The sequence below is a fragment of the Streptomyces johnsoniae genome (genome assembly GCF_031845565.1).
Classification (GTDB): Bacteria; Actinomycetota; Actinomycetes; order Streptomycetales; family Streptomycetaceae; genus Streptomyces; species Streptomyces johnsoniae.
This window is the reverse complement of record NZ_JAVREV010000007.1, coordinates 216,202-240,190: the sequence shown is the minus strand read 5'-3', so window position 1 is coordinate 240,190 and position 23,989 is coordinate 216,202. Positions and strand designations below refer to the sequence as shown.

General features: G+C 72.9%; 26 protein-coding genes. 13 read left to right on the top strand and 13 right to left on the bottom strand.

Going from position 1 to position 23,989, the window contains the following annotated elements:
• Positions 1-14 precede the first annotated feature (14 nt).
• Genes RM779_RS15155 through RM779_RS15145 form a run of 3 tightly spaced genes read right to left on the bottom strand, consistent with a single transcriptional unit; the run spans position 15 to position 4,315 of the window.
• A complete protein-coding gene (locus tag RM779_RS15155) occupies positions 15-371 on the bottom strand; it encodes a nitrite reductase (NAD(P)H) small subunit (RefSeq protein ID WP_311618218.1) in 357 nt (118 codons plus the stop codon).
• Entirely contained in the window at positions 368-2,971 is a 2,604-nt protein-coding gene (gene nirB / locus RM779_RS15150; RefSeq protein WP_311618217.1) for a nitrite reductase large subunit NirB, read from the bottom strand. The genes RM779_RS15155 and nirB overlap by 4 nt, the downstream gene beginning before the upstream one ends.
• A gap of 3 nt (positions 2,972-2,974) precedes the next feature.
• Positions 2,975-4,315, bottom strand: coding sequence for an NAD(P)/FAD-dependent oxidoreductase (locus RM779_RS15145; RefSeq protein WP_311618216.1), 1,341 nt, complete (start codon positions 4,313-4,315; stop codon positions 2,975-2,977).
• Between the two features lie 120 nt (positions 4,316-4,435).
• Here RM779_RS15145 and RM779_RS15140 point away from each other — a divergent pair, with 120 nt between their 5' ends.
• The gene (locus RM779_RS15140) at positions 4,436-5,368 is read left to right on the top strand and encodes a sulfotransferase family protein (RefSeq protein WP_311618347.1); all 933 of its coding nucleotides are present in this window, start codon (positions 4,436-4,438) and stop codon (positions 5,366-5,368) included.
• Between the two features lie 18 nt (positions 5,369-5,386).
• The gene (locus RM779_RS15135; RefSeq protein WP_311618215.1) at positions 5,387-5,923 is read left to right on the top strand and encodes a GNAT family N-acetyltransferase; all 537 of its coding nucleotides are present in this window, start codon (positions 5,387-5,389) and stop codon (positions 5,921-5,923) included.
• 16 nt (positions 5,924-5,939) lie between these two features.
• On the opposite strand, the gene RM779_RS15130 is transcribed toward RM779_RS15135, so the two are convergent.
• The 4 genes from RM779_RS15130 to RM779_RS15115 all read right to left on the bottom strand — a co-directional run bounded on the left by RM779_RS15130 (position 5,940) and on the right by RM779_RS15115 (position 8,550).
• Entirely contained in the window at positions 5,940-6,062 is a 123-nt protein-coding gene (locus RM779_RS15130) for a hypothetical protein (RefSeq protein WP_311618214.1), read from the bottom strand.
• 115 nt (positions 6,063-6,177) lie between these two features.
• Complete coding sequence (locus RM779_RS15125; protein WP_311618213.1) at positions 6,178-6,729, bottom strand: class IV adenylate cyclase; 552 nt, start codon at positions 6,727-6,729, stop codon at positions 6,178-6,180.
• Between the two features lie 24 nt (positions 6,730-6,753).
• Positions 6,754-7,875 (bottom strand): radical SAM protein, encoded by a 1,122-nt coding sequence (locus RM779_RS15120; RefSeq protein WP_311618212.1) that lies wholly within the window; start codon positions 7,873-7,875, stop codon positions 6,754-6,756.
• A gap of 180 nt (positions 7,876-8,055) precedes the next feature.
• Positions 8,056-8,550, bottom strand: coding sequence for an ATP-binding protein (locus tag RM779_RS15115; RefSeq protein WP_311618211.1), 495 nt, complete (start codon positions 8,548-8,550; stop codon positions 8,056-8,058).
• A gap of 183 nt (positions 8,551-8,733) precedes the next feature.
• On the opposite strand from RM779_RS15115, the gene RM779_RS15110 reads away from it, so the two are divergent.
• On the top strand, positions 8,734-10,077 hold the full coding sequence (locus RM779_RS15110; RefSeq protein WP_311618210.1) for a transcriptional regulator: 1,344 nt from the start codon (positions 8,734-8,736) through the stop codon (positions 10,075-10,077).
• A gap of 154 nt (positions 10,078-10,231) precedes the next feature.
• Here the strand turns inward: RM779_RS15110 and RM779_RS15105 are convergent, their stop codons facing one another.
• Positions 10,232-10,447 carry a DUF397 domain-containing protein gene (locus tag RM779_RS15105; protein WP_311618209.1) on the bottom strand — a complete coding sequence of 72 codons (216 nt, stop codon included), beginning with the start codon at positions 10,445-10,447 and terminating at the stop codon, positions 10,232-10,234.
• Positions 10,444-11,292 carry a helix-turn-helix domain-containing protein gene (locus RM779_RS15100; protein WP_311618208.1) on the bottom strand — a complete coding sequence of 283 codons (849 nt, stop codon included), beginning with the start codon at positions 11,290-11,292 and terminating at the stop codon, positions 10,444-10,446. The genes RM779_RS15105 and RM779_RS15100 overlap by 4 nt, the downstream gene beginning before the upstream one ends.
• A gap of 189 nt (positions 11,293-11,481) precedes the next feature.
• On the opposite strand from RM779_RS15100, the gene RM779_RS15095 reads away from it, so the two are divergent.
• From RM779_RS15095 to RM779_RS33705, 6 genes are all read left to right on the top strand, one after another.
• The gene (locus tag RM779_RS15095; protein WP_311618207.1) at positions 11,482-11,649 is read left to right on the top strand and encodes a hypothetical protein; all 168 of its coding nucleotides are present in this window, start codon (positions 11,482-11,484) and stop codon (positions 11,647-11,649) included.
• 167 nt (positions 11,650-11,816) lie between these two features.
• The gene (locus tag RM779_RS15090) at positions 11,817-12,059 is read left to right on the top strand and encodes a hypothetical protein (protein WP_311618206.1); all 243 of its coding nucleotides are present in this window, start codon (positions 11,817-11,819) and stop codon (positions 12,057-12,059) included.
• Positions 12,060-12,305: 246 nt separating this feature from the next.
• Positions 12,306-12,518: a hypothetical protein gene (locus RM779_RS15085; RefSeq protein WP_311618205.1), complete on the top strand. Its 213-nt coding sequence runs from the start codon at positions 12,306-12,308 to the stop codon at positions 12,516-12,518.
• Entirely contained in the window at positions 12,511-13,038 is a 528-nt protein-coding gene (locus RM779_RS15080) for a DUF6879 family protein (protein WP_311618204.1), read from the top strand. The genes RM779_RS15085 and RM779_RS15080 overlap by 8 nt, the downstream gene beginning before the upstream one ends.
• A gap of 28 nt (positions 13,039-13,066) precedes the next feature.
• Positions 13,067-13,414, top strand: a complete 348-nt coding sequence (locus tag RM779_RS33710) for a helix-turn-helix domain-containing protein (RefSeq protein ID WP_394813296.1) — start codon at positions 13,067-13,069, stop codon at positions 13,412-13,414.
• Positions 13,415-13,466: 52 nt separating this feature from the next.
• A complete protein-coding gene (locus tag RM779_RS33705; RefSeq protein WP_394813295.1) occupies positions 13,467-13,907 on the top strand; it encodes a Scr1 family TA system antitoxin-like transcriptional regulator in 441 nt (146 codons plus the stop codon).
• A 106-nt stretch (positions 13,908-14,013) separates the two neighbouring features.
• Here RM779_RS33705 and RM779_RS15070 read toward each other — a convergent pair whose 3' ends face one another.
• The 3 genes from RM779_RS15070 to RM779_RS15060 form a co-directional block, all read right to left on the bottom strand.
• The gene (locus RM779_RS15070; RefSeq protein WP_311618203.1) at positions 14,014-15,525 is read right to left on the bottom strand and encodes a bifunctional phosphatase PAP2/diacylglycerol kinase family protein; all 1,512 of its coding nucleotides are present in this window, start codon (positions 15,523-15,525) and stop codon (positions 14,014-14,016) included.
• Positions 15,526-15,654: 129 nt separating this feature from the next.
• On the bottom strand, positions 15,655-16,032 hold the full coding sequence (locus RM779_RS15065) for a cupin domain-containing protein (RefSeq protein ID WP_311618202.1): 378 nt from the start codon (positions 16,030-16,032) through the stop codon (positions 15,655-15,657).
• 44 nt (positions 16,033-16,076) lie between these two features.
• Positions 16,077-18,425 carry a molybdopterin oxidoreductase family protein gene (locus tag RM779_RS15060; RefSeq protein ID WP_311618201.1) on the bottom strand — a complete coding sequence of 783 codons (2,349 nt, stop codon included), beginning with the start codon at positions 18,423-18,425 and terminating at the stop codon, positions 16,077-16,079.
• Between the two features lie 136 nt (positions 18,426-18,561).
• On the opposite strand from RM779_RS15060, the gene RM779_RS15055 reads away from it, so the two are divergent.
• The 4 genes from RM779_RS15055 to RM779_RS15040 all read left to right on the top strand — a co-directional run bounded on the left by RM779_RS15055 (position 18,562) and on the right by RM779_RS15040 (position 22,600).
• Positions 18,562-19,329 carry a sirohydrochlorin chelatase gene (locus RM779_RS15055; protein WP_394813294.1) on the top strand — a complete coding sequence of 256 codons (768 nt, stop codon included), beginning with the start codon at positions 18,562-18,564 and terminating at the stop codon, positions 19,327-19,329.
• Between the two features lie 54 nt (positions 19,330-19,383).
• Entirely contained in the window at positions 19,384-20,730 is a 1,347-nt protein-coding gene (locus tag RM779_RS15050; RefSeq protein WP_311618199.1) for a deoxyguanosinetriphosphate triphosphohydrolase, read from the top strand.
• 120 nt (positions 20,731-20,850) lie between these two features.
• Positions 20,851-22,140, top strand: a complete 1,290-nt coding sequence (locus RM779_RS15045; RefSeq protein ID WP_311618198.1) for an NAD(P)/FAD-dependent oxidoreductase — start codon at positions 20,851-20,853, stop codon at positions 22,138-22,140.
• A gap of 10 nt (positions 22,141-22,150) precedes the next feature.
• A complete protein-coding gene (locus tag RM779_RS15040; RefSeq protein ID WP_077063612.1) occupies positions 22,151-22,600 on the top strand; it encodes a GNAT family N-acetyltransferase in 450 nt (149 codons plus the stop codon).
• Positions 22,601-22,753: 153 nt separating this feature from the next.
• Here the strand turns inward: RM779_RS15040 and RM779_RS15035 are convergent, their stop codons facing one another.
• Entirely contained in the window at positions 22,754-23,983 is a 1,230-nt protein-coding gene (locus RM779_RS15035; RefSeq protein ID WP_311618197.1) for a hypothetical protein, read from the bottom strand.
• Between the last annotated feature and the right edge of the window lie 6 nt (positions 23,984-23,989).

The window sequence follows — 23,989 nt, the reverse complement described above, 5'->3', positions numbered from 1 at the left end:
GCGACCCGACGGGGTCACGCCTCGGACATCGCCTGGCCCCGGCGGGTGGCGTAGACCGGCACCGAACGGCCCGGGTCCGGGTCGTCCAGGCAGGCCCCGGTGGCCAGGTCGAACCGCTGCTTCAGCAGCGGCGAGGCGACGAACGGGCTGCCCCCGTTGCCCGTCGAGCCGACGAGGCCGCGGGAGAGGACATAGGCGCCGGTGAACGGGTCGCGGTTGCCGATCGCGTACGTCCGGCCGCCGCGGTCCGCGAACACCGCCGCCTGCCCGCCGTCCGGCAGGAGCACGGCCACCCCGCGCCCCGGCGTCAGCTCCGCCGGGCCGCACACCGCGATCCACTGTCCCGCCGTCACTTCCAGCTCCACATTCATGACGCGCTGCTCCCTTCCAGGGTGCGGACCGGCAGCACCGGCCCGGCGAGTATCGTCAGATCCGGCTTGACCTGCTCGCGTTCCGCGACGAACCGGACGGTGGGGTCGGGCGCCCCCGGCGCGTTCACGAAGGACACGAAGCGCCGCAGCTTCTCCGGGTCGCCCAGGGTCTCGGCCCACTCGTCGCGGTAGTTCGCGACGTGGGCGGCCATCAGCGTCTCCAGCTCGTCGCAGATGCCGAGCGAGTCGTGCACCACCACGTCCCGCACGTGCGCGAGCCCGCCCTCGATCCGCTCCAGCCACACCGAGGTGCGTTCAAGACGGTCGGCCGTGCGGATGTAGAACATCAGGAACCGGTCGATCAGCCGCACGAGTCCGGCATCGGACAGGTCCTGCGCGAGCAGGTCCGCGTGCCGCGGGGTGGCGCCGCCGTTGCCGCCGACGTACAGGTTCCAGCCGTTCGCGGTGGCGATCACCCCGAAGTCCTTGCCCATCGCCTCGGCGCACTCGCGGGCGCAGCCGGACACCGCCGACTTCAGCTTGTGCGGGGACCGCAGGCCGCGGTAGCGCAGCTCCAGGTCGATCGCCATGCGCACGCTGTCCTGCACCCCGTAGCGGCACCATGTCGAGCCCACGCACGACTTCACCGTCCGCAGCGCCTTGCCGTAGGCGTGCCCCGACTCGAAGCCCGCCTCCACCAGGCGCGTCCAGATCGCCGGCAACTGGTCGACGCGGGCGCCGAACAGGTCGATGCGCTGCCCGCCGGTGATCTTCGTATACAGGCCGAAGTCGCGGGCGACCTCGCCGATCACGATGAGCTTCTCCGGACTGATCTCGCCGCCCGGCACGCGCGGCACGACCGAGTAGGAGCCGTTCCGCTGGAGATTGGCGAGGAAATGGTCGTTCGTGTCCTGGAGCGCGGCCTGCTCGCCGCCCAGCACGTAGCCGTCCGCGCCGATCGCCGGGGCGAGCGAGGCGATGATCGAGGCCACGGCCGGCTTGCACGTCTCGCAGCCGTCGCCGCCGCGCGCCTCCGGCCGCCCGTGCTCGTCGAGCAGCCGCCGGTAGGAGGTGACGCGCAGCGCCAGCACGATCTCGTACAGCTCCTGCCTGGTGTGCGCGAAACAGCCGCACAGGCCGGTGTCGACCGCCACGCCGCCCGCGGCCAGCTCGTCGTCCACGAGCTGGCCGAGCACCTTCAGGCAGCTGCCGCAGCCCGTTCCCGCCTTCGTGCACCGCTTCACCTCGGGAACGTTTGTGCAGCCCTGCTCGGCCACGGCGGCCCTGATGGCGCCCTTCGCGACGTTGTGGCAGTTGCAGACGACCGCGTCGTCCGGCAGCGCCGAGGGCCCGAGCGCCGTCGGCGGGGCCAGCCCCGCGGGCAGCACCAGCTGTTCCGGCGCCGCGGGCGGCACGCTGCCGGTCAGCGGGCGCAGCAGCCCGTAGGCGTCGGCGTCGCCGACGAGGACGCCGCCGAGCAGCGTGCCGTCCTGCCCGATGACCAGCTTCTTGTACACCCCGGACCGCGAGTCGGAGTAGACCACGTCCAGGCAGCCCGCGGAACGGCCGTGCGCGTCGCCGAAGGACGCCACGTCCACGCCGAGCAGCTTCAGCTTCGTGGACGTGTCGGCGCCGCGGAACGCCGCCGTCTCCTGGCCGCCGGCCGCGGCGATGGCGTCCGCCGCCGCGGCGGCCATCTCGTAGCCGGGCGCCACCAGCCCGTACACCATGCCGTCGGCGGCGCGGGCGCACTCGCCGATGGCGTAGACGGCCGGGTCCTCGGTGCGGCACCGTTCGTCCACGACGACGCCGCCGCGTTCGCCGGTCGCCAGGCCCGCCTCGCGCGCCAGCTGGTCGCGGGGCCTGACCCCGGCCGAGAAGACCACCAGGTCGGCCGCGACCGCGGAGCCGTCCGAGAGGACCATCCCGGTCACCGCGCCGTCGTCGCCCGCGGTGATCTCCTGCCCGCCGACGCCGGTGTGCACGACGAGGCCCATGTCCTCGACGGTCCGGCGCAGCGCCGTTCCGCCGCCCTCGTCGACCTGGAGCGCCATCAGCCGCGGGTTGAACTCGACGATGTGCGTGGCGAGTCCGAGGCCGCGCAGCGCACCCGCCGCCTCAAGGCCGAGCAGCCCGCCGCCGACGACCACGCCGGTCGTCGCGTCCTTCGCGTACGCCTCGATGGCCAGCACGTCCTCGACGGTGCGGTACACGAAACAGCCGGTGCTGTCGTGTCCTGGCACGGGCGGGACGAACGGGGCGGAGCCGGTGGCCAGCACCAGCGTGTCGTAGCGGAACGTCCGCCCCGAACGCGCCGTCACCACGCGCGCCGCCCGGTCGACGGCCACGGCCGCGTCGTCCACGTACAGGTCGATGCCGTGCCGTTCGGTGAACCCGGCGGGCAGCATGGACAGTTCCTCGGGCGAGGTGCCGGAGAAGTACGAGGTCAGGTGCACGCGGTCGTACGCGGGCCGCGGCTCCTCGCACAGCACGACGACGCGGGCGCGGGCCGTGACCCCCCGGTCGGCCAGCTCTTCGAGGAAGCGCTGGCCGACCATGCCGTGGCCGATCAGCACGATGGTCTCGGTGGTCGTGGACATGCGTCAGTACCCTCCGTCGTGGGTCAGCAGGTGCAGCAGCGGCGTGGCGGGCAGCGGCTCGTCGCCCTCCCAGGCGCGGGCCAGGGTTCCGACGCTCCCCAGGTCGCCGACGAGAATCCCGCCGCGCAGCCGGTCGCCGCGGACGACGATCTTCCGGTAGGCGCCGCGCGTCGCGTCGGCCAGCTGGACGACGTCGTCCCCGGGAGCGGGGTCCGGCTGCCCGAACGCGGCCACGTCCCAGGGCCCCGCCCAGGGCCCGGCGGGCGCGGACGCCTCCTGGCCTGGGTCGGCCTCCTGGCCTGGGCCTGCCTCCTGTCCTGGGAGTGCCTCCTGCCCGGGAAGCGTCAGGCGCACCAGCGCGCGGGTGCCGGTGTACGCGGCGCCCGGCTCGCCGGCCAGCACCCGGGCCAGTACGTCGGCCTGATCCTGGGCGGCCCCGGCGAGCCCGTACAGCACGCCGTCGTGCTCCGCGCAGTCGCCGAGCGCGTACACGTCCGGGTCGGTGCGGGTGCGCAGCGCGTCGTCGACCGCGATGCCGCCGCGCGGCCCGGTCGCCAGGCCCGCCGCGCGCGCCAGGCCCGTGCGCGGGCGCACGCCGCAGGCCAGCACCACCAGATCGGCGGCCAGCAGGTAGCCGTCCGCCAGCTCGACCGCCGTCACCCGGCCGCCGGGCGCCGCCGCGCGCACGCCGCGGACCCGGCACTCGGTGTGCACCTCCACGCCGAGGTCCGCCAGGTGCGCGCGCAGCAGCGCGGACGCGCCCGCGTCCAGGTGGCGGTCCATGAGGTGCTCGCCCTGCTGGGCGAGCACCACCCGGGCGCCGCGGGCGGCCAGCGCGCGGGCCGCCGACACGCCGAGCAGCCCGCCGCCGATCACCACCGCGGGCGCACCCTCGCGCACCTCCCGGCCGAGCGCGAGGCAGTCCGTCAGCGTCCGGAACGCGTGCACGCCGGCCGGCAGCCCGGCCCCGCCCGGCGCGAAGAGACCTTGGAGCGGCGGCAGTACCGGATTCGAGCCGGTGGCGAGCACCAGTGCGTCGAACGCCTCGCTCGTGCCGTCGTCGCAGACGGCCACCCGCATTGAACGGTCGATCCGCACCACCCGCGTCCCGGTCCGCCAGGCGACGCCCTCTGCCGGGCGCGGCAGCGCGAGCACCCCGGGCGCGTACCGGCCGGCCAGCACGTCCGCGAGCAGCACCCGGTTGTAGGGCGCGTGCGGCTCCTCGCCCAGCACCGTCACGGCCCAGCTCCCGTGGGCCCGGCCCTCGCGGCCGCCGAGCTGCTGCGCGAGCCGCGCGGCGGCCATCCCGCCGCCCACGACCACCACACGCCTTGTCGTACCCATGCCCCGAGCGTGCGCGGGCGCTGTTACCCATCGGCATCACTGCCGTTTCTCATAGGCAACGCTGCCCTCAGCGCCCACGCCCGCGGGCTGTGAGCCCGCTACGCTGCGCCCGTGCGGACCATGACCTCGCTCACCTTCGTCGTCGGCACCGGCCGCAGCGGCTCCACCGCGCTGTCCCGCGTCCTGAACCAGCACCCGGACATCCTCAGCCTCAACGAATACCTCTCCACCCTCGGCGACCCCGACGTGGCCCTGCCCGCCCACCCGGTCGACGGGCGGACGTTCCTGCGGCTGCTCGCCGAGCCGCACCCCGCCTTCGACGCGATGATCAGGGACGGGGTGCCGATGCCCGAGTTCCTGCGCCCGCGGCCGGGCAGCCCCGCCCTGTGCCTGATGGTGCTGCCGCACCTCACCGGCGAACCGGAGGCCGTGCTGCGCGACCTGGCCGCGGAGATCGCCGCCTGGCCGGCCCGCGCCGCGGCCGTTCACCATCTGGCGCTCATCGGCCTGCTGCGGGCCCGGTTCGGCGGCGACGCGGTGGTGGAGCGTTCCGGCTACTCCCTGCGCTGGGTCCCGCGGCTGCACGCGGCGTTCCCCACCGCCCGGTTCGTCCACCTCCACCGCAACGGCCCGGACTGCGCGCTGTCGATGAGCCGCCACGTCGGCTACCGCGTGATTCGCGCGATACGGGACGCACCCGGTGCGGAGCAGCGCCCGGCGGCGGTGCTGCGGGCGCACACCGACGTGTCGCCGGTGCGCTTCGGCACGCTGTGGTCGGAGCTGATCATCGAGGGCGTCGGCCACCTCGGCGAGGTCCCGGGCGCGCAGCGTTCCGTGCTGGCCTACGAGGACCTGCTGAACGATCCGGCCGGTGAACTGACCCGCCTGGCCGCCTTCCTGGGGGTGCCCGCGCCGCGCGACTGGCTGGCCGCGGCCCGCACCCACCTCGACCCCACCCGGCGCGGCGCCGCGGGACGGCTGCCGCCCGCCGAGCTGACGCGCCTGACGGAGAGCTGCACCGCCGGCACCCGCGCGCTGGCAGCGGCCCGATGACGTAAAAGGAAGACGCGAATGACCGAGGTGCGCACCGTTCATACCGCCGACCTGGACGCGGCGACGCTGGCCGCGGCCAGGACTCTGCTCGACGAGGCGTTCGACGGAGACCTGACCGAGCTGGACTGGGAGCACGCCCTCGGCGGCGTGCACGCCCTGCTGTGGGCGGGCAGCGACCTGATCGGCCACGCCTCGGTCGTGCAACGCCGCCTGCTGCACGCGGGCCGCGCCCTGCGCGCCGGCTACGTGGAGGGCGTCGCCGTCCACCGCGCCCACCGCGGACGCGGGCACGGCGGTGCCCTCATGGCCGCGCTGGAACGGGTGATCCGTAACGCCTACGACCTGGGCGCGCTGTCCTCGTCGGCCGAGGGCCGGCGGATGTACGCCTCCCGCGGCTGGCTCGCGTGGCAGGGCCCGACGTTCGCCCTGACCCCGATGGGCATAGCCCGCACCGAGGAGGACGACGACGGCGTCTACGTCCTCCCGACCGCGGCCATCCCCCTGGACCGCACCGCCGAACTGGTCTGCGACTGGCGCGACGGCGACGTCTGGTAACGACCGCGGCGGAGGATTACGCGCCCAGCGTGCCGCTGACGCCCCCCACGAGAAACACCCGCCCCACCTCGGCCCGCACCCACAACTCGGGCCCTTGACCCCGGCGCTTGGCGTCCCGCACGCCCATGGCATCGGCCATGGGGGTGCACCCTTGACCGCCGTCAGGTCGCGCCTCGCGCCCGCGCGCGAGGCGCTGCGCGGATGCTGCCCGCGGATGGACTGCGGGCAGCGTCTTCACTGGCTCCGAGGCGGTCTCAGTGCTCCGGGAAGAGCAGCGTTGGCTCGGCGAGGATGTCGCGGTTCGCCTCGCTCTTGTAGATCAGATCGATGCTGCCGAACCGCGCCTCGGTGTAGTCGAGACCGAGGTTCGCGACGGCCTTTCGGACAGCTTCTTCGGACGGCCCCTCGACTTCGAGGAAGGTAGGCAGGTCGGGCCAGGTGTCGAAGTCGTAGGTGATGCCGTCGAGTTGCCACTCCTCGCGGTAGTTCTGCTGATAGCGGACCTGCCGCAGGCCGACCGCCTTCAGGAGTTCGGCCGTCTTCTCCAGGTCGCTGACCTCGATCTCGATCTCCGTGGTCCCGCCGATGTGGGTGGCGTCGCTGACCTGCTTCAGCGTGAGCGTGGTTTTCCCGCCCTCATCCCTCAGGCGCAGCCACTGTTCGCCCTGAACGGCGTCGTTCTCGAAGATCAGGCGAGTGAACTTGGTCTCGGGGAAAACCTGTTTCGCGCCAGCGTTGCGGATCTGGTCCCGCAGAATCTCCACATCGATCGCCAGGAACTTGGCTTCGTACTCGTGTTCCGCCATCACTTTCCCTCGGTAGAAACAGTGTCATTCGTGCAGGCCGTAGAATTCCCGGTCCCGCAGTTTCTTGATCTCGTCACACAGTCCACTGCGGACGAATTCTTCCACCGGCAGACACAGGTCCATGCGCTGAATGCACACGCCGACGTGGAAGGTTCCTGCGGGGTCGCGGTAAAGACGCACCCCGTAGTACCCCTCCTGGCAGTCGGTGTCGTTGTTGAAACGGCACCCGGTGCAGGTCTCGGGGAGGCGAAGCGGGCGGATGTGCTTGACCATGAGCGCGCGCCCGTTCGGCAGCCGATAGGAGACGCGAAACCCTGACGTGCCGGCGATGAGGTGCACCTCATAAGGTTCCGCCCTGAGTTCCGTCAACAGGGTGTCGATGGCGTCAAGCGACTCCTCGCCGTCTGCCAGCGACGACAGGATGCGGACCGACAGGTGCGGCGAGTACCGGTCCAGAAGCCGGTGAACGCGCCCGACGTGCGAACGGTCGGGAAGCACGACGTTCGCCCGCGTCCTCAGGCCCAAGTCCAGCGCCGCACGAATCGATTTGTCCAACGCTTTGATCTTAGCGGCAGCCAGCTTGCCCCTGCGGAACTTCTCGTTCTGCACCTCGGCCAGCTCGCCCGGATCGGTGCCGAAGATCGAGAAGTTGACGCGCTGGAGTCCGGCCTGCACACAGCCCGGGAGGATACGGGCGCCGTTCTCCCCGTTGGACGTGACGCTGACCCGGTAGCCGCTGTTGCCGGCCAGCGCTACGACGCTGGCCAGCTTCGGGTGCAGGGTGGGCTCGCCACCCGTGAGGTGCGCCTCCGTGAAGCTCATGGCCTCCTGAAGCTGTTCGAGGGCGACGCGGAACTTCTCCGTGGCGTTGATGGGCGCCGCGACGAAGCGCGCGCCGTTCGAGGCGAGGTAGATGGACACCCGACCTGACGGGCCAGCGGGGTTGAATGCCCGGGTGGGAACGCCGGTAGCCTGCCGCGCGCGATTGTCCACGCTGACCGGTGTCCCCTCGTTGTGGCAGAACGTGCAGGTCATGCCGCACGCATCGATGACCTTGACGCGCAAGGTCCGGTCCACCGTGACGCGGACCGGTACAGCACTGCCAAGGCCCTGTAAGGCCCGGTGCTGAATCACGCTGACGCTCACTCCTCCGTAAGGGGGCTGTCGAATGAGCCCGCCCCTGCCGGGGGGCAGCGGGAACCCCAGTGGCCAACTGGGTGAACACCCCGGCAGGGGCGGGCGGGAAGCCGACGCCAGAGCGGACCCGGGGGGATAGCCCCTCGTCTGGCGTCGGCGGCTGTCGGCCGAGCGGCTGCCCGGGCGCGCTTATGCGGCGCCGCGCAGCAGCGGGCGGAAGTGCGTTCGGGACGATGCGGGGTGAGCGCCCCCGGCCGGCTGGCGATCACCAGCCACGACCGGCTGATCGGCCTCGATCTCGAACCACACAGTCTTTCCAGCGACGTTGGACTTCGCTCCCCAGGCCACGGCGAGCATGGCGACCAGCGTCAGCCCCTTCCCAGACTCCTCGTCCAGTCGGCCGTTGGCAGGCTGCGGCAACGCGGGGTCATGGTCGGTGACTTCCACCCGGACCCTCGTCCCGGTCCACCGCACGCAGACGGCGCACGCGCCGCCGGTGTGCTTGAGCGCGTTGGTGACCACTTCGCTCGTCAGCAGCCGGAGATCGTCCAGCCGATCCTGCGACAGGCCGAGCTGCCAGCCGGAGACCACCGATATGACCCGCTGACGCGCTGCCGACACCGACCCACCGGTCGGTGTGACGCGGAAGCCATGGGGCACAGATCTACGCAGTCGCTCCAGCACGACGGATCACACTCCGCTTCCCTCTTTCTGGGTCGCCCGGACTCCGGGACGGGGGTAACGACCATCCACCGCACGGCTGCAACGACATAAGGTTTCAAGGGGGTTTCACCTGCTCGCCGCGCCTACGTCCGCACGCCGAGAGCGGCGTTACGCTGAGCAGGCAGGTGACAGCGGGGAGTCTTGATGTTCGGTCAGCCAGACGAGGCACTGCGCCACCCCCTGGCCTTCGTGCGGGCCAATCTCGGGCAGGGGAAGACGAAGTTCGCCGAGACGATCCGCCTGCACGGGCGCGCGCTCGGCTGCAATCTGGGAACCACCAGGTCCACGATCTTCAAGTGGGAACGCGGTGATCACACCCCGGACGACATCACCCAATGTGTGATCGCCGACATGCTGAAGGTTCCCGATTCCGCACGCACGTCCGTTCCCTGGCCTTACTGGCTGCCGGCATGGGAGAACTTATCCATCGCGGCCCCCTGGAACCGGACGGCTACGCTGGAATCCCTGACTCAACTTGCGGAGAGTGCATCCATGGACCGGAGAGGGTTCCTCGGCACCGGAGGCGCGGCACTCGCGGGCATCGGCGCCCAGTGGGCCGCCGCCGACTCGGCGGTCGCCGCAGCCACAACCGGAGACACGGTCACGCCCGCCACGGTGGACCGCATGAGCGAACGAGTCGAATCGCTGCGCGCCATGGAGCAGGAGACCGGGGGCGGCGACTATCTCGACTCCGCACGGGCCGACCTGCGCCTGATCGCCCGAATGCTCGACAACGGCCGCTACACCGAGGCGACCGGACAGCGGCTCTACGCGCTGGCCGCCGAAGTCTGTTGTCTGCTGGGCTGGATGAGCTACGACGCCAGCCTCCATACGTCCGCACAGCAGCACTACACGGCCGCCCTGCGCTCTGCCAGGACCGCGGGAGACGACGCTTTGGGCGCCCACACACTGTGCTTCATGGCCACCCAAGCCGCCAACCAGCGCGAGCAGCGCGCCGCCGTCAGCCTGATGGACACCGCCGAGACCGTACGCGCCCGCGTTCCGGCCGTGATGCGGGCGTCCGTGGCGGCCCACCAGACCACCGTCTACAGCAAAGCCGGAGAGACCAGGAGGGCCGCAGAAGCTCTCAACCGCGCCTTCGACGCCCTCGACCGCGCCGACACCTCCGACACTCCTGGCTATCTGGCCTGGTTCGGCGAGTCTCAGCTCCTGTCCACCGAAGGCCGCTTCCTGCTGCTGAGTGGACAGGCACGGCAGGCCACCGAAGCCCTGGAACGCTCCGTCACCCAAGCCGCGCCCCGTGATCGAGCTGTTCGCTACGGCACTCTCGCGCTCGCCTACCAGCAGACCGGCGACCTTGACGGGGCGCTGGACGCCACCCACAGGGCCGCCGACCTCATCGAGAAGGGCATTCACTCCCAGCGCAGCGTCGAACGCCTCCAGGAGGTCAGCCGCGCGTTCGCCCCTCACCGCGACGAATCGAGGGTCAAGGAGGCATCCGAACGGATCGCCGTCCTTGCCGCGTAGCGCCTCCCAGACGTAATGGCGGCACCCCGTCTGCGGCGTGCGATCTTGCGGATCTTGAAGGCCGGCGTCTCCCCGGGAGCCGGGTGTTGCGACAACTGCTGGACCAACGCGGGCGCCGGCGGCGGGGCGCCATCGTGTTCCCGCGCTGGCCGGATCAGCTCAGGTCGCCGGACACCGCCGCGCTGACGAACGCCTGCCACTGCTGCCGCCCGAAGACCAGGGCGACTTCACGGGCCGGGTCCTTGGAGTCCCGAACAGCCTGCCTACCGGTGACGCTCCCCCCACGCTCAATGCATCCACTGCCGTTGTCGCTGTAACTGCTCGTGTGCCAGCCCTGGAACTCGGCAGCGGCAGGCGGATTCACGCTCATGTGTTGTCCTTGATGAGGTCACGGATGTATCGCTTGGACGCCGCCGGAGACAACGCCGCGGCGGTCAACTCGTCCCATGCCGCGGCGTACCGCGACACATCGGACTGCTGTTCCAGCAGCGTAGCGCCGGTGAGGTGCTCCAACCAGAGGATGTTCGCTGTCGACTCACCCCTCATGGTGAAGATGTTGAACGGCGGGATCTGGTCGGTAGGCAGCACGGCGTCGAGTGGAAGCACCTGGATGTTCACGTTCGGCCGCTCCGCCATCGTCAGCAGGTGGTGCAGCTGCTCAACAACCAGGCTCCGACCGCCGGGGATGCGGTGCAGGGCCGGGACGTCGATGATCGCCCGCAACCGGAAACCGGGGTGCTGGGCCAGCAGTTCCCGGCGCTTCATGCGGGTTTCCACCAACGGATCGAGCCGCTCGGGGACGGCTGAGCCAATGACGTGCCGGGCGTACGCCTCCGTCTGGAGCAGACCCGGAATCACCATCGCCTCGAAAACGCGCACGCACTCCGAATCCGCTTCGAGCGTCAGGTAGTCCTTCAAGGTGCCGCGCAGCATGGGCCCGGCACTGGTCCACCAGTCCACCCGGTGAATCTCGCGGGCGAGTCGCTTCAGGTCTGCGCGCAGGTGCTCGTCATCAACGCCGTACAGGTCGAGCAGCAGCGTCAGGTCGACTTGCCGTATGCCGCGCCTTCCGGTCTCGATCTGGGAGATCTTGGGGTGACCGCACTCCAGCCGGTCGGCGGCGTCCGTGACCTTGAGTCCGGCTTCTACCCGCAGACGGCGCAACTCCGCGCCAAGCCGACGGCTTCGCATGGTGGGCATGTCGCTCTGAGCCATGGATACATGATGTCGAGTCCACCGGGCGAACACCAGGCATATGCCATCTTTGCCTGAAGGAATGAAATCCTAAGCGAACACTTGCCTAGCCGACGAGATGCCCGGCACCATCATCGCAACGCTCGGCGTTCCTCGGGTAACGGGGAGTGTCGAGGCGGTACTTCGTCACGGCCCAAGTCGGGAGCACCCATGACCGCTCAGCCCGGGACACGGTCCACTGCCGCACAGGGGGTACTGGCCGAGCTGGCCGCCGCGCTCGCTGGGCGCGGCATCGCCCTGCCCTCGCTCGAACGCCCGTACACCGAACCGCTGATCGACCTCGGGCGGTGCAACCTCGACACCGCCCTCAACCGCTGATGCCCCACGCCCTTACCCGGAGGAGTGCACGTGCCCGGATGTCCCCACACCGGCCAATTGGTGCGCCGCGACGACGGCGCGCACTGTCAGGACTGCGATGTCCTGATCTATCCCGCTGAGACAGCGCCCCCGGCTCCGCCGCCGGTCCGGACCGAGGGGGCCGCCTCATGAAGGGTGTTGTCGTGTCCGTCGAGGTCGACGCGCACACCGTGCGGCGCGGGGATCAGATCATGGTCGGGGGGCAGGCATTCACCGTTCACGACATGGCGGCGCTCGGGCCCGGCCGCAAGCGGCTCGTGTTCGGCTCGGGCGAATCGTTCGTCATGACCCGCGCAACGGTCCTGTGGGCCGCCCGCCGCGTCGACCCCCGCCGTCTCCCGCCCCGCGGCGCGGGGGCGGGCACCTCCTGACCGCGCCCTACCGCCCCGACCCGACGAGAAGCGGCGCGTCTGGCCGACCCGGCCCCTTCCGTAGCCACGCGACCGGCCACGACAACACCACCGCTCGGCGCCGCCCGAGGAAGCACCCAGGGGGCCTGCCCCCAACGGACACGTGGGAGCTGCCGCGACTGTGCAAGTTCGCGCAAGTTGCTGGTAACTCCTTGCGCTCGCAGGCATGCTGAGCGTTCACCGATCATCTACGGCGAAGGAGACGGAGTGGCACTTCACATGCTCGGCAAAGACCCGGACAGCCGGGACGGGAACTCGCCGACGGTGTATTACGACGATGCTCGTGACACCTACCTGGTGCAGTCCTGGAAGGTGATCGACCACGATCGGCTTTCGCAAATCGACCTGCCGGAGCACGAAACCGTGGTCGAGCTTCCCAGGCGCATGATGCGCTTCTTCAAGGAGGTGAACGGTGGCTGAGACGCCATCCATCCGGGAGCTGTTTCAAAAGTGTCGCCGTTCGGCGTGGCATCTGGAGATGCGCGACGGCTACATGAAGTCCGATCCGAGCTACATCGCATGGGCTCGTGGTGAGCGGGAAACCGCCGAGGACTTCGATCCCGAGCGCCGTCCCTGGCTGCGGCTGATGCGGGAGTCCACCGACCGGGGAATCGAGGTTCGCAGGGCCCGTATCGTTTCCGAGCCGGTCAGCGACTACATCAGATTCGAGCATCATGTCACCGACCCGAATGTGGCAGCCGGTGAGAAGGTTAAATGGCTCCCCCGACGACAGGCCACTGACCTCGCCCTTCCAGGGAACGATTTCTGGCTGTTCGATGAAGAAGTGCTGCTCGTGCACCACTTTGACGGGGAGGGAGAATTGGCTCCCGTCGATGCGCACGAACTGGTCGAGGACCCAGCGGTCATCAAGCTGTGCGGCACTGCGTTCGAGGCGATCTGGTCCCGTGCCGTCCCGCATGAGGAGTACCGGCTGAGCTGACCGGCAGGGGCCCCCTCACACTGGTGCCTTGCCCTCATCCTCCAGTGTTCAGCACGCCAGGCAAGCACTCGGCCAGCGTCTGCGCGAGATCCGGAAACACTCCGGCCTCACTGCGCGGGCGCTGGCCAGGCTCGCTGGCTGGCACGAGTCCAAGTGCTCGCGCATCGAGAACGGCAAGACATCTCCCTCCATCGGTGACATCCGGGCATGGGTCCACCACTGCGGTGCGGAACAGCAGGTGGAGGACCTTATCGCCGCCGCGCACGGCATAGAGGGTATGTATCTCGAATGGCAGCGTCTGTGCCGCACTGGGCTTCGGCAGCATCAGGAGAACGCGGTTCCGCTGTACGAAAGTACGCGCCGCTTCCGAGTCTGAACCCGGTGTGGTCCCCGGGCTCCTCCAAACACAGGCGTACGCGCGGGCGCTGATGGGAGCGATTATCGCCTTCCGGCAGCTGCCCGACGACACGGAAGCGGCCGTCGCGGCACGCGTCGCGCGTCAACGGGTGCTTCACGAGGGGGATCACCGATTCGCCGTACTGCTGGAGGAACCGGTGCTGCGCACACGAGTTGGCGGCGGCGATGTGATGTCTGCCCAGCTCGGCCACCTTCTGGTCCTGGCCTCGCTGCCGCAAGTCAGCCTTGGGATCATTCCGGCGAGCGCGGATCGGGTGATGTGGCCGCTGGAAGGATTCTGGATCTTTGACGAGACCAGTGTGCAGGTGGAACTGGCAACGGCAGAGGTCACCGTCACCCAGCCCAGTGAGGTCGCCATTTATAAACGGACCTTTGCCGCACTCGCCGAGATGGCCGTATACGGCCCGGCCGCCCGCGCACGTATTACGGCCGCGATTGACGCGCTCGGGTGAGCGCTGCGCAAGTTGGCGCACATTCGTAGCCGACGCCTCTGCGCCGTCCCTACCTTTCCATTCGTCTCTACTCGACGAACCGAAAGGCAGGGGTCTCATGGCGGCCTCACAGCCCTCCGCCGGGGCCGGGCAGGGGCTCGTCGCCTGGGCGGGCTGGGCGGTAGACGGTCAGGTGGCCGGGGAGCTTGTCCAGCAGTACCGACTCGGGTGCCGGACCGGCCTCGCCGTCGAGTGCGATGCTGGTGCCCTCGCCCAGCTTCGACAGGTGCAGGTACCGCAGCCGCGCCGAGGAGTACACGTGCGAACGCGGCAGCGTGCCGGTCAGTGCGGACAGCACGATGCGGGTCCGCGCCAGCCGCTTGTCGGCGGCCACCATCCGCACGTCGAGCAGCCCGTCGTCGAGGTGCGTGCGGTGCGCGGGCGTGAAGCCCTCGGGCGAATACAGTCCGTTCCCCGCGAACAGCAGCCACAGCCGGTGGGGCTGCCCGTTCAGCTCAAGCTCCACCGGGCGGCCGGTGCGCAGCACCCGGGCCAGCGACACGGCCGCCGCCGGCCACTTGCCGATGCGGTGCTCCAGCGACTCGCGGATGCGCACGAGGTCCGGGTACAGGCCGAGGCTGAAGGTGTTGAGGAAGTGGTGGTCCTGGCCCTCCGCGCCGTCCACCGGCCGGACGCGGGCCAGGTCGACGCGGATGGCGTCGCCGCCGAGCACCGCGCCGCCGGTGTCCGCGAAGGTGTGTATCCCCGTGTCGAGGGCGAAGTGGTTGAGCGTGCCGCCGGGGAAGACGGCCAGCGGCAGGCCGCGGGCCGCGGCCCGCGCCGCCGCAGCGTTGACGCTGCCGTCCCCGCCGCAGATCCCCAGCGCCCCGCCGAGCGCCGCGGCGCGCTCCGCCGCCTCGTCCAGCAGCTCGCCCAGGTCCGTCTCGCCGGTGCGCTGCACCAGCTCCGCCTTCGGCAGCGTCGCGCGCAGCCGGTCGGCGTCGCTGTCCGCGGCGCCGGGCCCCGCGCTCTCGTTGATGACCACGACCAGGCCCTCGCCCTCCGGCAGCGCGGGCGCCTCGGCCCTGTGGTGCACCAGCCGGCCCGGCGGCGGGCGGCGCGGCCACCAGTGAACGGTGGCCAGCGCGGCGCTCACGCCCAGCAGACAGCCGGCGACCACGTCCGAGGGGTAGTGCACGCCGACGTAGACGCGGGAGCCGGCGACGGCCGCGGCCACCGGCGCGACGGCGGCGCCGTGGCGGCCGGACTCCAGCGCGACGCCGGTGGCGAAGGCCGCGGCGGACGCCGAGTGCCCGGAGGGGAAGGAGCTGGTCAGCGGCTGGCGGGCGAGCCTGCGGGCCAGCGGCACCGCGTCGATCAGGGGCCGCTGGCGGCGGGTGGCGTACTTGATGATCGTGTTGGTCGTGAACGAGGCGAGCGCCAGCGCCGCCACCCCGCGGAGCGCGGCGCGCCGCCCCGGCCTGCCGCCCGCCGCCGCCAGGCCCGCGGCGGCGCCGAGCCAGAGCCGCCCGTGGTCGGCCGCGTGGCTCAGCCGCGGCAGGAAGGACTGGAGAGTCGGCGGGTGGGCGGCGGCGACCCGCTCGAAGATCCGCCGGTCCAGACGGCTGAGCCGTCCCATGACCTGTGCCCCCTCCGGTCCCCGCGCGGCCGGTCCGCGCGTGCCCTTCGAACCTACCCCCGAGCACCGACAAGACTCCCGAACGCGTGCCGCCGTGCCGCCGCGCCGCCGCGCCGCTACGCCGCGCCGCTACGCCGCGCCGGTGCCGCGGCGGGTGTCGTAGACGACGACGGGCTCCTGGTTCGCGGTGACCGTGGTCAGCACGACCACCGCGTCGTCGAGCGCGGTGACGGCGTGCCTGCCCTGCGGAACGGACATCACCTGCCCCGCCGCCAGATCGGTGTCGCCGTCGGAGGTGTGCAGCCGCACCCGGCCGCGCAGCACGTGGAGGCTGGCCGCGGGCGGGGCGTTGTGCTCCTCCAGCTCGGCCCCGGCCACCAGGGCGATCACGCTCTGCCGCAACGGGCCGTCGTGCAGGAAGAGATGGGCGCTGCGGCCGTGGTCCGCCCCGTGCGCCAGGGTCAGATGCTGTTCGGCGAGCAAGGTCAGGTCATTCATGACACCCATGCTGCCGGGTGGCGGGCCGCCCGCAACCCGGACGGCCGACCGGTTCACGCGCCGCGGGCCGCGCCGCCCGTGGGCGCGTCCGCCCGTTCCACCCGTACCGCGCACACCTTGAACTCCGGCATGCGCGACGCCGGATCGAGTGCCGGATTGGTCACCGTGTTGACGCGGCCCTCGCCGGGCCAGTGGAACGGCATGAACACCGTGTCCGGCCGGATGTCGCGGCTGATACGGGCCGGGGCGACGGCCCGGCCGCGCCGCGAGACGACCGCGAGCCGGTCGCCGTCGCGGGCGCCGAGGCGCTCGGCGAGCTGCGGGTGCAGCTGCACGAACGGTCCAGGCGCCGCCGCGTTCAGCTCCGCCACGCGCCGCGTCTGCGCGCCGGACTGGTACTGGGCGAGCACCCGCCCCGTGGTCAGGAACACCGGGTACTCGGCATCCGGCTCCTCCGCGGCGGGCCGGTGGCTGACCGGCGCGAAGCGGGCCAGGCCGTCGGGCGTGGCGAAGCGGTCGAGGAACAGCCGCGGCGTCCCCGGGTGCGGCCCGGCCTGGGCGGCCAGGCGGGTCTCGTCGGCCGGGCCGCCGTAGCCCGCCGCGCCGCCGTCGGCCGCGTCGTGCCCGGTCGTCGCCCCGGCCCGTCCCGTCACGCTGCCGTTGCCCCCGGGAGCCGCCGCGCCGGGAGCCGCCGCGCCGGGCCCTGCGTCGCCGGGAGCCGCCGCGTCGGGCATGGTTGCCGCGTCGCCGGGCTCCGGGCCCGGCCGCTCGGGGCAGGGCCAGAACACGCCGTCCTCCTCGGCGATCCGCCGGTAGGTGATGCCCGAGTAGTCGGCCTTGCCGCCCGCCGAGGCGCGGCGCAGCTCCTCGAACACCTCCTCCGGGTCCACCGGGAAGCCCTTCTCCCAGCCGAGCCGCGCGGCCAGCGCGTTCAGCACCGCCAGGTCGCTGCGGCAGCCGGCCGGCGGCTCGGCGGCCTTGCGGCGCAGCAGGACCCGGCCCTCCAGGTTGGTGAGGGTGCCCGTCTCCTCCGCCCACTGCGTGACCGGCAGCACCACGTCGGCGAGCCCGGCGGACTCGGAGAGCACCACGTCGCACACGACGAGGAAGTCGAGCGCCCGCATGCGTTCCTCGACGTGTGCCGCGCGGGGCGCGGACACCACCGGGTTCGACGCCATCAGCAGCAGCGCCCGCACGCCGTCCGCGGTGTCGCCGCCGAGCGCGTCGAGCAGTTCGTACGCGCTGCGCCCCGGCCCCGGCAGCACCTCCGGGTCGACGCCCCACACGCGCGCCACGTGCTCCCTGGCCGCGGCGTCGGCGAGCATCCGGTAGCCGGGCAGCTGGTCGGCCTTCTGCCCGTGCTCCCGCCCGCCCTGCCCGTTGCCCTGCCCGGTCAGGCAGCCGTAGCCGGAGCGCGGGCGGCCCGCGCGGCCGGTGGCCAGGCACAGGTTGATCCACGCGCCGACCGTGTCGGTGCCCTTGGACTGCTGCTCGGGGCCGCGGGCCGTCAGCACCATCGCCGCCTCCGGCTCGCAGAACATCCGCACCGCGGCGCGCAGCTGCGGAACGGGCACGCCGGTGATCCGTTCGACCAGCTCGGGCCAGTGCGCCATCGCCGCAGCCCGCGCCTCGTCCCAGCCGGCGGTGCGGGCCGCGATGAACTCCTCGTCCGTGCGGCCCTCGGCCACCACCAGGTGCAGCAGGCCGAGCGCGAGCGCCAGATCGGTGCCGGGGCGCGGGGCGAGGTGCAGGTCGGCCTGTTCCGCGGTCCTGGTGCGGCGCGGGTCGACGACGATCAGGGTGCCGCCGTTCGCCTTCAGCTCGGTGAAGTAGCGCAGCGCGGGCGGCATGGTCTCGGCCGGGTTGGCGCCGACGAGCAGGACGCAGCCGGTGCGCGGGATGTCGGCGAGCGGGAACGGCAGCCCGCGGTCGAGCCCGAACGCGCGGGTCCCGGCCGCCGCGGCCGAGGACATGCAGAACCTGCCGTTGTAGTCGATCTGCGAGCTGCCGAGCACCAGACGCGTGAACTTGCCCAGCGCGTACGCCTTCTCATTGGTCAGGCCGCCGCCCCCGAACACGCCAACCGCGTCGGGGCCGTGCCGTTCGCGGGCCCCGGCCAGGCCCGCCGCGACGCGGTCGAGCGCCTCGTCCCAGCCGGCCGGTTCGAGCGGGCCGGAACGGCCGCGGCGCACCAGCGGCGTGGTCAGCCGGGCCCCAGCCGCCAGCACGCCGGGGGCGGTGCGGCCCTTGCCGCACAGCGCGCCGCGGTTCACGGGGAACGCCGTGCGCTCCACCACGTCGAGGCCGCCGGGGGCGTCCGGCTCCTGGCGCAGCGACATGCCGCACTGCAAGGCGCAGTACGGGCAGTGGGTGTCCGTGACGGCCGGTGCGGGAGCGCTCATACCGGCATGGTGCGCCGCGCGTGTTACGTGACGTCGCCCGCCGCGTTACCCGGCCGCGGCGGCCCGCTCAACCGCGGGCCGTCGGCCCGGTGAGGAGCCGGGCGGCGTTTGGTGACACCGGTGCAACACGTCCGAAATGCCACGGGCGCAGGCTGGCGGCATGAGGACAGCCCGCCCCGCGCCGACCCTGGTCGCCGTCGCCCACGGCTCCCCGGAACCGGGGGCGCTGCGGTCCGTATCGGCGCTGATCCGCCTGGTCAGGGCGATGCGGCCGGGCACGCGGGTGGAGCTGGGCCACCTGGAGACCGACCGGCCGCTGCTGGCCGACACGCTCGCCCGGCTGCACGGCGACGCGGTGCTGGTGCCCTTGCTGTTCGGCCGCGGCTACCACGTCAAGCACGACATCCCGGGCGTGGTCGCACAGGCCGGTCACCTGAACGTGGTCACCGCCGGGTCGCTCGGCCCGCACCCGCTGCTGGCCGAGGCGCTGCACAGCCGCCTCGCCGAAGCGGGGTACCGGCGCGGCACCGCGGTGGTGCTCGCGGCGGCCGGGTCGCGCGACCCGGAGTCCGCGGCCGGGACGCGGTACACCGCGCGCATGCTCTCGGCCCGCATCGGCGGCGCCCCGGTGCGGCCCGCCTACGCCTCCGCGGCGGCCCCGACCGTGCCGCTGGCCGTCGAGGAACTGCGTGCCGAAGGCCACCGCGAGGTGGCCGTGGCCTCCTGCTTCGTCGCGCCAGGACTGTTCGCCGCGCGCTGCGCCGCCGCCGCGCCCGGCGTCGTGGCGGCGCCGCTGGGGGCGCACCCGGCGCTCGCGCGCCTACTGCTGCACCGCTACGACCAGGCGCGCGGCGCGCGCACCGGTCCTTACCCGCCGGGGCCCGTGCTGGCCGCCACGGTCTGAAACGGTCTGAAGCCGCCGCGCGCGCCTGTCGGTTCGCCCGGTTACCTTCGGGGTATGCACGCCGCCCGAGACGCCTGCCGACCCGCCGCCCGCGAGCCCGCCGCCCGCGAGCCCGGCCCGTACGACGAGCCCGGCCCGTACGACGAGGCCGGCCCGTACGACGAGGCCGCGGCGGAGCGCTGGGACCCCGAGCCGGACAAGCGCCCCGGCCGCACCGCCTTCCAGCGCGACCGCGCCCGCGTCCAGCACTCAGCGGCGCTGCGGCGGCTGGCCGGGAAGACGCAGGTCGTCACGCCGGACGCGCCGGACGCCGAGGCGGCCCCGCGCACGCGCCTGACGCACTCCCTGGAGTGCGCGCAGGTCGGGCGCGACCTCGGGGCGGCGTTCGGCTGCGACCCCGATGTGGTGGAGGCCGCCTGCCTCGCGCACGACCTCGGGCACCCCCCGTTCGGCCACAACGGGGAGCGGGTGCTGGACCGGATCGCCGCGCCCTGCGGCGGGTTCGAGGCGAACGCCCAGTCGCTGCGGCTGCTCACCCGTCTTGAGCCGAAGCGGTTCGCGGGCGCGGACGGCCGTTCCGTCGGGCTCAATCTGACGCGCGCCACCCTCGACGCGGCGACGAAGTACCCCTGGCCGCGCGGCGCCCACCCCAAGGACCCGGCCTCGCCCAAATACGGGGTGTACGCGGACGACCTGCCGGTGTTCACGTGGCTGCGGCGGCACGCCCCGGCGGGCGGCCGGTGCTTCGAGGCGCAGGTGATGGACTGGTCGGACGATGTGGCCTACTCGGTGCACGACCTGGAGGATGGCCTGCACGCCGGGCACCTGTCCCCGGCCGCGCTGCGCGCCGGCCCCGAGCGCGCGGAGGTCTGCGCGGTCGCCGCCCGGCGCTACGCGCCGCCGGGCACCGAGCCGGCTGCCCTGTCCGCCGCCCTCGACCGGCTGACGGCGCAGGAGTGGTGGCCGCACTCCTACGACGGCAGCGCGCTCGCGCAGGCCCGCCTGAAGGACGCCACCAGCCAGCTCATCGGCCGGTTCTGCCTCGCCGCGGAGCGGGCCACCCGCGAGCGGTACGGCCCCGGCCCGCTCGGGCGGTACGCGGCCGATCTCGTGGTGCCCGCCGCGACGCGCCTGGAGTGCGACGTGCTGAAGGCCGTCGCCGAGGTGCATGTCATGCAGCGGCCCGAGCAGGAGCTGCTGCGCGTGCGGCAGCGCGCGCTGCTCACCGAGCTGGCCGAGGCGCTCAAGGACCGCGCCCCCGACGGGCTCGACCCGCAGTACCTGGCGCTGTTCGCCGCCGCGGGAACGGACACGGCGCGGTCGCGGGTGATCGTGGACCAGCTGGCGGCGCTCACGGACGCCAGCGCCCGCGCCCTGCACGCCCGGCTGGCCGGGACCTGACGGCGGCCCGACCGTTGTGTGACCCCGGCCGGGGCGGCCCGGGGTGACCTGCCCCCTTCCGGCATGGCCGCAGGTGGGGCAGTCTCCTTCCGACGGCAGACCTTAAGCGGGAGGCACTGCGTGCACGGTACATACCGGACGTTCGTCATCATCGGCGGTGGGCTGGCCGGGGCCAAGGCGGCCGAAACCCTGCGGGAGGAGGGCTTCGACGGGCGGGTCATCCTCATCGGCGACGAGCACGAGCAGCCCTACGAGCGCCCCCCGCTCTCGAAGGACTACCTGACCGGCCGCGCCGACCGCGGCAGCGTCTTCGTGCACGAGCCCTCCTGGTACGCCCGCAACCGCATCGAACTGCACCTCGGCCAGCCCGCCGTCGCCGTCGACCGGGCCCGCCGCGAGGTCCGGCTCGGCGACGGCACGCGCCTGCCCTACGACGCGCTGCTGCTGGCCACCGGCGCCGAGCCGCGCCGCCTCGGCATCCCGGGCACCGACCTGGCCGGGGTGCACCACCTGCGGCGCCTGGCCCACTCCGACCACCTGCGGGGCGTACTGACCAGCCGCGCCGGGGCGGGGGAGCCGCTGGTCGTCGCGGGGGCCGGCTGGATCGGGCTCGAAGTCGCCGCGGCCGCCCGCAGCCTGGGCACCGACGTGGTCGTGGTGGAGCCGGGGCCCGCGCCGCTGCACGCCGTGCTCGGGCCCGAGCTGGGCGCCGTCCTCGCCGCGCTGCACAGGGAACGGGGGGTGACGTTCCACTTCGGCACCCGGCCCGCCGCCGTGACTGGCCGCGACGGCATGGTGGCCGGGGTGCGCACCGAGGACGGCCGCGAACTGCCCGCCCGCGCCGTGCTCGCCGCGATCGGCGCGGGACCGCGCACGGCGCTGGCCGAGCACGCGGGCCTGGCCCTGGCGGAGAGCGGCGGCATCGCCGTCGACGCCTCGCTGCGCAGCAGCGACCCGCGGATCTTCGCGGCGGGCGACGTCGCGGCGGTCGGAGTCGGCGGCGGCGGGCCGCGGCTGCGGGTGGAGCACTGGGCGAACGCCCTCAACTCCGGCCCGGCGGCCGCCCGTTCCATGCTCGGGCAGGACATCGCCTACGACCGCGTGCCCTACTTCTTCTCCGACCAGTACGACGCCGGCCTCGAATACTCCGGCTGGGCCCCGCCCGGCTCCTACGACCGCGTCGTCTTCCGCGGCGACGTGGCGGCGCGCACGTTCCTCGCGTTCTGGCTGCGGGAGGGCCGGGTGCTGGCCGGGCTCAGCATGAACGTCGGCGGTGCCACGGACGCCATCCAGGGCCTGATACGGGACGGCCGGCCGGTCGACCCGGACGCGCTGGCCGACGCGGACGCCCCGCTGGCCTCCCTCACCGCCGCCCCGAGCCCGCGCCCGTGCCCGTGCCCGCGAACGTAGGGTGGCGGCCATGCCGATCCGCACCGCCGTCGTTCCGCTCGCCGACATATTCGCCCTGCGTCACCGCGTGCTGCGCCCCGGGCTGGCGCGGGCGACCGCCGAGTTCGCCGAGGACGGCCGCTCCGGCACGTTCCACCTGGCCGCCTACGAGGGCGACGCCCCGGAGGTGCTCGGCTGCATCACGCTCTTCCCCGACCCGCTGCCCGGCACCTCCGCCACGGCCCACCGCTTCCGCGGCATGGCCTCCGCGCCCGAGGCCAGGGGCCGCGGGTACGGGGCGGCGGTGCTGGCCGCGGCCACCGCGGAGGCGGCGGCCCGCGGCGCGGAACTGCTGTGGTGCAACGGCCGCCTGGCGGCGCGCGGCTTCTACGAACGACAGGGCTTCGCGGCCATGGGGGAGGAGTTCGTCATCGAAGGCGTCGGCCCGCACCTCGTCTTCGTGCGCAAGATCGAGCCCTGACGGCGGCACCGGCTCCGTTCCCGTTCTGGCGCACGTCACGCGGGGGTGGTGTCACAGGGAACGGGTCGCCCGCATCTCATGCTCGTCATGCTCGTCATGCTCGACTGGTTCGCCTTCGGCTCCGGGGGCTTAACCGGCCGGCCCGTCCCGTGGTCAGGCGTCCGCCAGGTCGGCCGGCAGCAGCGGCTCGGTCAGCAGGCGCCGCACCCGCGCCTCGCGTTCCGGCCCGGGCGCGGCCCGCGCGAGCCAGGTGTCCACCAGCCGCCAGCCGTAGTAGTAGCCCAGCACGTAGGCGTTCATCCCGGGTGCCGTCACGGACTTCAGGGCCGCGGCCACCTCCTCCTCGCTCAGCAGGCCCCAGCGCGTCAGGCAGTCGCGGACCTCGGCCCGCGGCCTGCCCTCGGCGGCGAGGAACGCGGCGTTGGCCCACGTTCCCCACAGCGCCGTCCTGGCCCGGTGGATCGCCGCGAAGTCGCTGCCGTCGGGCCGTATGCCCTGCTCGGCCAGCACGGTGCGGGTCAGCCACTCCTGCGCCTCGTCGCCGGGGAAGGCGATCTCCTGCGCGCACAGGCCCAGGCCCTCGCTGAGCACGAACGGCGGCGACAGCAGGAACCGGACCTCCTGGTCGGGGGCGTGCTCCTTCAGCAGCGACTCCGCGATATGCCCCGGGTGGCCCTCGTGGGCGACCACGTACAGCAGGTCCGCGAGGTTCCACGGTAGCCCGCCGTTCACGAAGATCGTCGACCGGCCGCCGCCCTCGTAGTGGCCCGCGCCGAGGAAGTGCGCCTCGGGCACGACGGTGCAGCCGACCTCCTCGTCCGCGGGCAGCGGAACGATGCGCGCGGTGCGCGCCCTGCTCTCCACCGCCGCGCGGCGCACCAGGTCCGGCAGCAGCCCGATCCGTTCCTGCGGCAGCCGGTGCGCGGCCTGCCAGGCGTGCAGCCGCTCCGCCGTCGTGCCGGGCCCGCGCGGCAGCGCGGCGTCCAGTCGCGCGTGCGCCTCCTCGAACACCGACTCCGGCACCGGCCCGGCCTCGATGCCGAGGCATTCGCCGGCGAACTCGGCCAGCGGCGCCTCGGCCCCGGCCGCCCCGCGGGCGACGGCGCGCAGCGCCCTGACCTGCGCCCGCAGCCACGCGGCGCGCGTGCCCTCGAACGGCACGTCGGCCAGCAGCCGTTCCGCGTCCTCGACCAGCCGCGCGGCCGGCGGCGGCTCCTCCCGCCCGGCCGCCGCCGCCCAGCTGTCGGGGCCGCGGTAGATCAGCAGGGTGCTCCCTGACCCCTCGGTGAGCCTCCGGTTGACGCGCAGGGCCAGCATCGCGTAATCACGCGACCAGGCGGCCCCTGGGGCGTCGGAGAGTTGTTCGATCCCGTGTTCCGTCATGCCGTT